The following is a 10,872-nucleotide window of genomic DNA, read 5'->3' as shown; positions in this document are numbered from 1 at the left end:
CTTTTCGCTTCCCGGACCGAACAGGGGAATGCCGACGGACGCGTCAAGATGGTTGCCCTGGACCAGGGTGCCTTCGGCACCCGAAAGCCACACCGCGTACTTCTCGTCGCTCATCCTGTTCCCCGATACCAGGGTGTCCTGCACCTTGACAACAGCGCCGACAACGATGACGCCGGCCGGGTCGGCCAGTCCGACTTCGGGGTCAGCGCCGTTGCCGCGGATCGTATTACCGCTGACGATGGTGCCTTGCACCCTTTGCCCCGGCGCGTTGCTGTGGATGATCACCCCGGGTAGGAAATTGTCGGTGATGGTGTTGCCGCTTACGACGTTGTCGATGGCCGAGGTTCCCGGCGGGTTGGCAGCGACGATGATGCCGGCGGGGTTATGGCTGACGATATTGCCGGTCACCAGGTTGCCGATCACTCCCTGGCCGGGGTTGAAGGCCGCAACGACGATACCGCAGGACTCCTCGTTGTCGGTGACCTTGTTGCCGCTGATCACGTTGTTCATGGCCGGTTTGGGCGTCCCTGGTGTGAGGGCGCCCGGGTTGATCGGGCCGTTATCCGTAACCGCTATGCCGCCGCCCCTGTTGTGTGTGACGGTGTTGTTCAAGACGTAGGACGAGGATACACCGACCAGCAGGATGGCCTTTGTTTCAATCTTGTCGCTGGTCGGCGCCAGGGCGTTGTTGTAGACATGATTGCCGCGGAGGATGATATCCTTCGTATCCTCGGCAAAGATGCCCTGGTTATTGGCATGCTGGATGGTCAGGCCCTCGATGAGGGTACCTGCCGCGCCGTTGCCCTTGATCTGAATGCCGACGTCAAAGCCGCCCGCTTCTATAACAGTCCGGGAAAGGGCATCGGCTCGCTCGGGGTTCGATGTCAATGTCACTCGGCGGGCAATACCCAGGCTCTCCTTGTAGGTCCCGGGCTGTACAACGACGGTGGCGCCCTCAGCAGCCTGGGTGAGAGCGTAGCCGATCGTCCGGTAGGGCGATGCAGCAGTCCCCTCACCCTTCTCATCGTCGCCCTTTTTGCTATCAACGACAATGGACGACTTCCCCCTATCGGCCTCAACCGCGCCCGCAGCCGCCGTAACGCCGGCTCCCGCCAGGGTCAGCCAGGCCACCAAACCGATGATCGCCAGGACCCTTATGCCACGGTAAGGACCTTTCATTGTCCCAACACCTCCTTCTTGCACTCACCTCTCGTTGAAATGCGATCCCCCCCTCCTGCGGGGAGCCGCCCCTTTTCTTCGAGGAAAAGAATTTTGTTAGGTTGACCTATCTTATGACCATTATTTTGCTTTGTCAAGGGGAAGGGTCATTTTGATATCGTTTTATTTGTTTATCCGGAGGCCGTGAATTATAAATCATCCCCGCCTTTGACTACCCCCTGTGCTATGATAACCAGGATCTTTTTGGGGGGTGACGGGCATGATCCCTAGAAGGTTTTTCCCACTTATCCTTTTCCTGGGCCTTGTCCTGCAAAGTGTGACCGCTTGTGCCGCCTTTGACGTCTCCACCATCAAGGGTCCCCATATCAAAGACCTCTACATGGTGATCTACCGGGATCCCGACTCCCAGATGCTGGCCCTCCAGAAGGGCGAACTGGATGTCCTCGGCGATATCACCCGCCCCTCTGACGTGGACCGCCTGGGCTCCAGCCCGGAGGTCGCCCTTTCCATCTCCCGGGGATTCCACCTTTTCTTCATGGCCTTCAACCTCCGCAAGGAACCCTGGAACGATCGCGCCCTTCGACAGGCGGCGGCCATGGCCGTCCCTTCGAGGCAGATTGTGAGGGACATCTTTTCCGGGTACAGCGAACCCGTGGACACCTATCTCCCGCCGGTCTCGCCCTACCATGAGCCCGACGTGGAGATCCATGAACATGACCCCGATGGGGCCAGGACGCTGCTCGCCGAGGCGGGATGGAAATGGACGCCCGACGGCATCCTGATACCCCCCGGCGACGAGGAGCCCCTTAAACCGGTCAAGCTGCTTACGCCCACCGCCCAGGTGGCGCCGACCACGGCGGAGATCTCGAACAGGATTGCCGACGCCCTCAAGGGAATTGGCATCCCCCTGTCGGCGGAACCTCTCGACTTCTCCACCATGATAAGCAGGCTCGATCATCACGATTTTGACCTCTTCGTCATGGCCTGGAGCCTGTCCAGGGATCCCGACAGCCTCTTCGCCTTCTTTCACTCCTCCATGGACGTGGTGGGTGGCTACAACATCCAGGGCCTTCATGACCCCCAACTGGACGAGGTCCTGGAGGCGCTCCGGTGGGCCCCCGACGAGAAGACCGCCCACAAGGCGGCCCGAGAGGCCCAGCGCATGCTCTCGGAAATATCACCGTGGATACCAATCTACTCGCGCTACATGGTGGCCGCTGTCAGGAAGGAATGGGACGGTGTAGTGAGCACCCGGTCGACTTCGGCGGACAACCTCTGGACCCTTCTCAACATGAAGCCCTCCCAGGGCGGGGAAAGGCCCGTCATGTGGTGCCTGTCGGAAGAACCGAGATCGCTCAACCCGCTGAGTACGAGTTCCGCCTACGACTGGCAGGTGCTGGGACTTATCTACGACGGCCTTTTGGCCGTGGACCCGGAGACCCTGGGGGATATCCCCTGGCTGGCCACGGGATGGGAGGTGGAGACCGTCGGCGATGGGGGCGGCTCCCATACGAGGCTGACCTTCCGCCTCAGGGAGGGCGTCCGGTGGCATGACGGCTTTGCCTTCACATCCAGGGATGTGAGAAAGACCCTGGAGTTCCTGAAAAAACACGAGATACCCCGCTACTACGACAGCGTCAGGGATATCGAGCGCGTGGAGACTCCTGACGATCATACCGTGATCGTCACTATGGGGAACGTGTCCTTCTGGCACCTTCACAATATCGGCGGCTCACCGGTCTTCCCGGCTCACATCCTGGAAAGTGTCAAGGACTGGGAGACCTGGCAGCCCGCGAGGGAAACCCACCCATCGGAGAAGGGGTCCACCGCCCTGGTCGGGACAGGGCCCTTCATATTCAGGGAGTACCGCCCGGGAGAGTTCGTTCACCTTGTCAGGAACGAGGATTTCTGGCTCCTCGGAGGTGACTAGCCCTTGAAGTCCTACTGGTCGAGAAGGGTTTTGGGCGCGGCAGCTGTCCTCCTCCTGGTCATAGCCGCCAACTTCTTCCTCTTCAGGATCATGCCCGGCGATGTCGTATCGACCATCATCGACCCCCGCTTCTCCCCCGAGGCCAAGGAACGCATGAGGGAAGTATTCGGCCTGGACCTGCCCATGGGCCGGCAGTTCGTGATCTACGTCCGGAGGATGCTCACCTTCGATTTCGGCATCTCCTTCCTCTCCCAGCGGCCTGTCTGGGATGAACTAAAAAGCAGGGTTCCCAACACGGTGGCCCTCCTGGGCTCGGCCCTGATTTTATCCTCGGCCCTGGGGACCTGGCTGGGCGTGAAGGCGGCAAGGAAAAGGGGAGGATTCACGGAGAAGGTCGTCCTCCTGTCGGGCTCGATATCATTCTCCTTTCCCTCCTTCTTCGTCCAACTGGTCCTCCTTCTCCTTTTCGCCTACACCTTTCCCGTGTTCCCCCTGAGGGGGAGCGTCTCCATACCGCTACCGGAGACGGGACTGGCCAGGACCCTGGACTACCTATGGCACCTGCTCCTGCCGGCGGGATCGCTGGTGCTCCTGGGCTTCGGCTCCTGGGCCATCTACGTGAGAAACCTGATGGTGAAAACCCTGGGCGAGGACTTCATCCTCATGGCCAGGGCGAAGGGACTCCCCGAGAGCAGGATCCTGTGGAACCACGCCTTCAGGTCAGCCCTGCCGCCGGTGCTGACCCTATTCCTCCTGGCGCTGCCCGGTATCGTCTCCGGGGCCGTCCTCACCGAAACGGTCTTCTCCCTCCACGGGGTGGGCAAGTACCTCCTCGATTCCATCCTGGGACACGACTACCCGGCGGCGGGTGCCGCCTTTTACATCCTGGGCCTTCTGACGATCGTCTCAAACCTGGCCGCCGACGCTGCCTACGCCCTGGCGGACCCCAGGATCAGGGTCGGGAGGAGGGTCTCCAGTTGAAGAAAATCCCCCGGTGGAGCTTCATCGCCTTCCTTTTTATCCTGGCCATTGCCGTCGCCGGCCCGGCGGCCTTCCCCGGAGACCCCGGACAAACCGTGGCCAAACCCTTCGCTCCTCCCGCGTGGTCTGGAGGAGATGCCCCGCCCCCCTTCTCCGGCCCTATCTCCCCCTCTTCCAGGGAGATAACCATCGAATGGAAGTGGGACGCCCCCGAAAACCTGACCCTCAAGGGACAATTGACCTTCGACGAAGACGCCCCAGTGAAGCTAGTTTGGACCACCGCTGAGGGAGATTCCTTCACCCTGGCCTCCTTCAGGGGAGGACGGCTTTGGAAGGTCGACATCGACGCCCGGGATATGGCTTTCAAGACGAACCTCGGCATACCCCCTTTCGCTAACGCCGCGTCGATGCTCTTTCCCGGCAGGGGATTACATATCCTCTCCCTGGAGGGACCGACACCGTCAGGCGGCTCCCTGGACCTCACCCTGCCCGGAGGCAAGTGGGGACTGCTCGGGACGGACCAAAGGGGGAGGGATGTCCTCTCCCTTTTCATCGTGGGAGTCAGGGTGTCCCTCCTGGTCGGTATATCCGCCACCCTCCTGGCCTCCCTGCTGGGACTCTCCGTCGGCCTGGCGAGCGGTTACCTGGGAGGCACCGCCGACAGCCTGATCATGAGGGCGGTGGATGTCCTCCTTTCGATACCGATCCTCCCGATACTGATGGTCTTCGTGGGAATATGGGGAAAGGGCCTTTGGCAACTCGTGGTAATCCTGGGGCTCTTCTCCTGGATGGGCACGGCCAGGACGGTCAGGTCGCTGGCGCTCTCCCTGAGAGAGTCGTGCTACGTCGAAAACCTCCGGTCGATAGGGGCCAGATCCTGGTACATCCTTTACCGGCACCTCCTGCCCGAGGCCATGCCGGTGGTTCTTGCCGCCCTATCTCTCGGAGTCCCGGGAGCCATCCTCGCCGAGGCGGGGCTCTCCTTCCTGGGGTTGTCCGACCCAAGGGTGATCTCCTGGGGAAGGATGCTCCATGAAGCCCACGGTTTCGGGGCCTTCACGGCCGGGGCCTGGTGGCTCATCGTCCCGCCGGGGTTGGGCATTTCGTTGATCTGCCTCGTATTCCTCGACATGGGCCGTGCCATCGAGGAGATGGCCGATCCCCGGCTGAAGGGGGGCGACGGACGATGATAACGATGAGGGACCTGTCCATTACCTACAGGACCGCCGCCAGGAGCGTTCCGGCCGTCAGGAGCGTTTCCCTGGACATCCCGCGAGGGAGGATAACCGCCGTCGTCGGGGAATCCGGGGGCGGCAAAAGCAGCCTGGTCTACGGCATACTTCGTCTCCTTCCCCCCGGCACGGTACTGTCGGGGAGCGTCGACTTCGACGGGATGGAATTGACCCGCGCCGACGAGGAAGAAATGAGGGAGTTCCGCTGGAAGAAAGCGGCCCTGGTGACCCAGGGCGCCATGAACTCCCTGACGCCGGTGCTGACCGTGGGGTACCAGGTGGCGGAGGTGCTCCGGGTCAGGCTGGGCATACCTGGCGATGAGGCTCGGGAAAGGGCCGTGGAACTGCTGGCGATGACGAACCTGCCGGCGGGCTACGCAGGGAAGTACCCCCACGAACTCTCCGGCGGAGAGAAGCAGCGGGCGGTCATATCCATGGCGGTCTCCTGCTCTCCGGACCTCCTGATCGCCGACGAGCCGACCAGCGCGTTGGACGTCATCACCCAGGCCGAGGTCATAGCCACCCTCGTCAGGATGGTCAGGGAAAAAGGGATGGGGCTCCTCCTCGTGACCCACGACCTCCCCCTGGCGCTCTCCACCTGTGACGAAATGGCGGTGATGCACGAGGGCCGCCTGGTCGAAAGGGGAACCCCCTCGCAGATCGTGGCATCCCCCTCCCACGACCACACGAGGAGACTGCTCTCCGCCTTCGGCCTCATGGCGAGGACCGGATCATGAGCGGCCTGCTTTTCTCCGCGAAAAATTTGTCGGTTTCGTTCCATTCCACCCGGGGGAACGTGGAAGCCCTGAGAAAAGCGGACGTCGATGTCGCGGTCGGGGAGAGCGTGGCCATCGTCGGCGAGTCCGGAAGCGGGAAGACGACGCTACTGCGGGCGGGACTGGGCTTGGTCGCCCCATCAGCGGGATCCATCATGCTCCTGGGCAGTGAGCTGTCTGAATGCGAAAGCAGGGAACTGATCTTATTGAGAAGGAGATGCGGCTATATCCCCCAGGACCCCTTTGGGTGCGTTCCACCCACGCTGAACGCGCTTGATGCCGCCTCGGAACCCATCCGAATCGCCGACAGGGGAAATCGCGGGAAGGCCCAAGAGAAAGCCCGGAGTCTTCTGGTCGAATTGGGCCTGGACGATCCGGCCCTCTGGAAGGAGCGGGTAAGGCTCTCCCTTTCGGGGGGACAGAGGCAGAGGGTCAGCATCGCCAGGGCCCTCAGCCTGGATCCCGAGTTCCTCCTGGCCGATGAGCCGGCGAGCATGCAGGATGCCGCCAACAGGGCCGAAGTGATGACCATCCTCCGCCACAGGGCTCGACAGGGCATGGGGCTCCTGATGGCCACCCACGACCTCCCCCTGGCGGCGGCCTTCGCCGACAGGGTGGCGGTCATGTACAGGGGCGCCGTAGTTGAGACGGGACCCTCGGGACGCCTCGTGGAAAATCCTCTTCACCCCTACAGCATGGCCCTGATCGCGGCCATACCCGGGATAGGGAAGGAGATAAAACCTCCCCAACCCGCCAGGGAATGGCCCTTCGGAGGCTGCTCCTTCGCTCCCCGGTGTCCCTTCAGGGCGGACCGCTGCAGGGAGGCGCCCCTCCTTTCGCCGGTCTCACCATCGAGAAGCGTGGCCTGCTGGAATGCCCGCGAACCGGGGCGCTGAAGGAGAAGTATCGAAGGAAGGGTTACAGGAGGGTGTCGCTGACCTCCAGGGTCCTGTGAAGCAGGATGAAGACCCCCGCCAGGCGGGGGTCGAACTGCTTGCCCGCCTGGAAGGCTATTTCCTCGAGGGTCTCCTCGGTGGAAAGGCTGGGCCGGTAGGACCGCCATCCGGTCATCGCCTCGTAGGCGCAAAGCAGGTGGATGATCCTGGAAAGGCGGGGGATATCTTCACCCGAAAGCCCCCTGGGGTAACCGGAGCCGTCGTACTTCTCGTGGTGGCAGAGGATATCCTCGGCGATGGGAGCCAAGGGGGTGAGGTTCCTGGCAAGACGGTAACCCCTTTCGGGGTGCTTCCGGATGTCCTCCCATTCCACAGAACCAAGGGGCCCCTTCTTGTAGAGGATTTCGGCCGGAATGGATATCAAGCCGATATCATGGAACCGGGCCAACAGGGCCAGGTTTTCCATCTCGTCCTGCCTGAGGGCGAGGTGCTCGCCGAAAACGTGGGCCAGTCTTTTTATCCTGGAGACACGGGCCTTCATCCTGGGGTCGGAATCCAGGAAATTCTCAATCCTGGAGTAGATACCTGAGCGAGACCTTTCGCTCCTCGTCAACTTGTCCAGGTACATGTCGTCGTCGGCCTTTTTCCTCACCTGCATAAAATCTTGGGTGACCTCTTCCTTGGTGGCCACACCCAGCGCCAGGCTCGGTCGGATAATTCCCTTTGAACTGCGCTCGCAGGCCTGCTTTATTCGGTCGCAGATGGACCGGGCTTCAAGAAGGGTTGTTTGGGGTAAGAGCATGATGAATTCGTCGCCGCCGCAGCGGGCGATTATATCCTCCTGCCTGCAGCAGGACTTGAGGATCGCCCCGGCCTCGGCCAGGAGTCGGTCTCCCTCGAGATGACCGAAGGCGTCGTTTATCAACTTGAGGTTGTCCACGTCGGCCATGATCAAGCTGATGGGGAGTTGTCTCGACGAGTCGAGCCGCCGAAGTTCCTCCTCGAAGAAGGCCTGGTTGTACAAACCCGTCAGCGCGTCGTGGCAGCCGAAGTACCTGATCTTCTCGTCGAGGACCTTCCTCTCGGTAATGTCCTGGTAAATGGCGTAGACCACCTTCTGATCATCCTCAACGGGGAAGCAGACAGCGTTTATCTGGACCTCCACCCAACTGCCGTCCTTTCGGCGCCTGGTCCTTTCGGCCTTGATGGTAGAACCGGAGGCCGCACCCCGGGTCAGGTCGATGGCGTCACCCAGCAGTTCGCCGGGCGCGATGAGCTCATCCAGGTCCATTCCGACACATTCCCAGCTGTTGTACCCGAAGAGCCTCTCGAAGGATTCGTTGACGCGCTGTATGATGCCGTCGCTCAAGACAAGCGCTACGGCCAGGGGGCTGTTCATGAAGAGGTTCTCGAAGTAGGCCCTTTCCGTGGCAAGTTGCTGTTGCGTCCTCATCCTGGGCGTAATGTCACGGTAGATGGCGAGGTATCCTCCCGAGGGGCCATCGCCCACTATAGCTACTCCCCGTATGGAGAGATGGACCTCGCTGCCGTCCTTGCGGAACCTGACGCCATCATAGTCCGTTCTCCTCTCCTCCCTCAATTTTTTCAGATGTTCCCGGACCTCTTTCTCCTTGCCCCCTCCCCCCAGGACTTTCCACAGGGGACGCCCAAGGGCCTCTCCCTGGTCCAGGCCAAAGAGGCAATCGAAGGCGGGGTTGGCGCGAAAGACGATACCCTCGTCATCGAAGAGGACCATTCCATCGGGCGAATCGACGAGAACCCTTTCCAGCAGGGATCTTTCGCGCCTGAGTTCCCTTTCGGCGGCCTTCCGCTCGCCGATATCCTCGTAGATGGCGTAGACAGCCAGCACCCTGCCTTCTTGAATAATGGGGACGCCCCATATCGCGACGGGAAACCTTGAACCGTCCTTCTTCATCCGGACCTTCTCGCTGAGGTTCTTCTTGCCTCCGAGGACCAGGTCCGACATCTCCCCGGCCTCGGCGAACAGGTCCTCATCGCGGGCGACCAGGCCATCGAGATCCTTCCCCACGACTTCGTCCAGGGAGTAACCGAACATCTCGCAGAAGGCCCTGTTGGCACGGGCCACCTTCCTGTCGGGCGTCTGGACGGCAATCCCGAGTGGGCTTTGCTCGATCAGGGTTTCGTAGAGAGTATCGATGGTGAAAGCGCCCTTAACATCCTCCACGGCGAAACCGCCTTTCCAGGAGGGAGAGCAGGGGTATCCCCAGTCCGAAACAGGCGACGGCCTCCCCCAGTCCGACATAGATCATCGTTGGCATCACCGGGATCTCGAGGATAGAAGAGAGATAGCCCCCGACTACAAGGGCATTGAGGGCGACGGGTGGAACGGCGGCGAGGATCTTGTTGGGCATCCTCGAGGTGAGTATCGCGGCTGCCAGTGTCGCCAGGCTTCCGAATACCATGTCGATTATACCGAAACCACCGACAAAATTGGAGATGATGCAACCGATAAAAAGACCGGGGATGGCCTCGGTCCACATCCACGGGAGCAACGCCAGGGCTTCCGACACCCTCACCTGCGCCGGACCGAAGGAGATGGGGGCGAAGAGCAGCGTGAGGGCCGTATAGACCCCGCCTATGAGAGCAGCCCGGACCAAGCGGAGAGGCGCAAAATCCATTGAAGAACTCAACTCCCTTGCCGCGCCAGGGAGAGGACGGCCTCCCGCAACAGCCTGGGAAAAATCTCCAGGGAGTAGGAGAGGCGGAGTCTCTCGGTGGCCTTGTGGGGGTCCTTCCCGGAGGGCCCGAGGTTCAGCACCGGGACATCGAGCTTTTTCAGTTCCCCGAGGGCAATCCGGTAGACGCTACCCCACCCGGGAGTGTTCGACGCCACGCTGAGCATATCCATGGCGCTCCCCTGGAAACCCAGGTAGCAGAGGTCGCAGATCCCGGCGAAGTATTCCTTCATGAACAGGTCGACACCGTGATCGCGGCGGGCTGTCCCGACGACGCTTTCCGCCGCCTTCCGGATCCTCCTGTCTCCACCGCTTTTGCCCTCGTTGAAGCGGTGGGGGTAATAGGGCGGGAGGAAACCCACTATCACCAGCGGAACGGCAGGAGGGTTCCACCGGAGCATCTTCGTCACAACCGCCAGTGAACGCCGCCGATCATCCAGGGCCGGGTCCATGGCTTCGACCAGTTCCCTTATCCGGGTCTTCGCTACCCCTCCCAGGACCCGGTCCGTCTCGTGGGCGAACTCCTCGAAGGTGACCACCCGCGGAGGCGGGATATCAAAAGCGGCTCCAAGCCTCGTGCCACTACTCCTAACCTGTTCAAAGGCGGCATCGCAGGCTTCTACAGCGACCTCCTTCATCTCGCCCATTATCTCCGCCGGAGCCCTGGAGAGGGTCATGTAGTTGAAGAAGACCGCCGCCCGGTCAGGGATGGTGACGGAATAACCATCGCGGATATCCCTCAGGTAGAGGCAGGCCGGAGGAGGGGCCGTTTCATCGCCCGATCGATCGGCCATCAGGGGATTGCCCTCGACGAGGACCGAAACATGGGATGCCAGCAGGGAAGCGCTCAGGCCATCGAAGTACCGCCCCACATGGCTCCCGATGCCGGCGCAGTAAAAAAAGGGCATCACCTTGCCGACGGAGCCCAGGAAGACCGCCTCTCCTTCCGCGCCGGGCGCGCCCGCGCCGCCCGGTTCGGCCAGGATGGCTCCGAGGTATTCGAAACCTCTCTCCTTCCTGATCTCCGCGAGGGCGGGGACGGCGGCCCTCATGCCGGCGGAACCCACCTCCTCGTCGGGGACGGCCAGGAATAGAAGGTTGACACCAAGACTGGAAGGGTTGCTCGCCGCTTCGGAGAGCAGGATCATCTCGGCGGCCAGG

9 protein-coding genes are annotated in these 10,872 nt (G+C 61.7%); 5 read left to right on the top strand and 4 right to left on the bottom strand.

What is annotated here, in order from left to right; genetic code table 11:
• On the bottom strand, window positions 1-1,179 hold a 1,179-nt coding region (locus GX108_07430), incomplete at its 3' end, for a DUF1565 domain-containing protein (GenBank protein NLO56863.1).
• Between the two features lie 259 nt (window positions 1,180-1,438).
• Here GX108_07430 and GX108_07425 point away from each other — a divergent pair.
• From GX108_07425 to GX108_07405, 5 genes are all read left to right on the top strand, one after another.
• Window positions 1,439-3,109, top strand: coding sequence for an ABC transporter substrate-binding protein (locus GX108_07425; protein ID NLO56862.1), 1,671 nt, complete (start codon window positions 1,439-1,441; stop codon window positions 3,107-3,109).
• A gap of 90 nt (window positions 3,110-3,199) precedes the next feature.
• Window positions 3,200-4,090 (top strand): ABC transporter permease, encoded by an 891-nt coding sequence (locus GX108_07420; protein ID NLO56861.1) that lies wholly within the window; start codon window positions 3,200-3,202, stop codon window positions 4,088-4,090.
• Complete coding sequence (locus tag GX108_07415) at window positions 4,087-5,280, top strand: ABC transporter permease (GenBank protein ID NLO56860.1); 1,194 nt, start codon at window positions 4,087-4,089, stop codon at window positions 5,278-5,280. The genes GX108_07420 and GX108_07415 overlap by 4 nt, the downstream gene beginning before the upstream one ends.
• The gene (locus GX108_07410) at window positions 5,277-6,059 is read left to right on the top strand and encodes an ABC transporter ATP-binding protein (GenBank protein NLO56859.1); all 783 of its coding nucleotides are present in this window, start codon (window positions 5,277-5,279) and stop codon (window positions 6,057-6,059) included. Before GX108_07415 ends, GX108_07410 begins: the two co-directional genes overlap by 4 nt.
• On the top strand, window positions 6,056-6,994 hold the full coding sequence (locus GX108_07405) for an ABC transporter ATP-binding protein (protein NLO56858.1): 939 nt from the start codon (window positions 6,056-6,058) through the stop codon (window positions 6,992-6,994). The genes GX108_07410 and GX108_07405 overlap by 4 nt, the downstream gene beginning before the upstream one ends.
• Before the next feature lie 22 nt (window positions 6,995-7,016).
• Here GX108_07405 and GX108_07400 read toward each other — a convergent pair whose 3' ends face one another.
• The 3 genes from GX108_07400 to GX108_07390 all read right to left on the bottom strand — a co-directional run.
• Window positions 7,017-9,200, bottom strand: a complete 2,184-nt coding sequence (locus GX108_07400; protein ID NLO56857.1) for a PAS domain S-box protein — start codon at window positions 9,198-9,200, stop codon at window positions 7,017-7,019.
• Window positions 9,187-9,654 (bottom strand): QueT transporter family protein, encoded by a 468-nt coding sequence (locus GX108_07395; protein ID NLO56856.1) that lies wholly within the window; start codon window positions 9,652-9,654, stop codon window positions 9,187-9,189. The genes GX108_07400 and GX108_07395 overlap by 14 nt, the downstream gene beginning before the upstream one ends.
• 8 nt (window positions 9,655-9,662) lie before the next feature.
• On the bottom strand, window positions 9,663-10,872 hold a 1,210-nt coding region (locus GX108_07390), incomplete at its 5' end, for a hypothetical protein (protein ID NLO56855.1).

The sequence above is a fragment of the Thermovirga sp. genome (genome assembly GCA_012523215.1).
Classification (GTDB): Bacteria; Synergistota; Synergistia; order Synergistales; family Thermovirgaceae; genus 58-81.
The sequence above is the reverse complement of the archived record's forward strand: the minus strand, read 5'-3'. Positions and strand labels throughout refer to the sequence as shown.

Excerpts from the sequence above, each read along its gene's own strand:
- GX108_07410 (NLO56859.1), top strand. The coding sequence starts at position 5,277 with ATGATAACGATGAGGGACCTGTCCATTACCTACAGGACCGCCGCCAGG.
- GX108_07395 (NLO56856.1), bottom strand. The coding sequence starts at position 9,654 with ATGGATTTTGCGCCTCTCCGCTTGGTCCGGGCTGCTCTCATAGGCGGG.
- GX108_07425 (NLO56862.1), top strand. The coding sequence starts at position 1,439 with ATGATCCCTAGAAGGTTTTTCCCACTTATCCTTTTCCTGGGCCTTGTC.
- GX108_07420 (NLO56861.1), top strand. The coding sequence starts at position 3,200 with ATGCCCGGCGATGTCGTATCGACCATCATCGACCCCCGCTTCTCCCCC.
- GX108_07405 (NLO56858.1), top strand. The coding sequence starts at position 6,056 with ATGAGCGGCCTGCTTTTCTCCGCGAAAAATTTGTCGGTTTCGTTCCAT.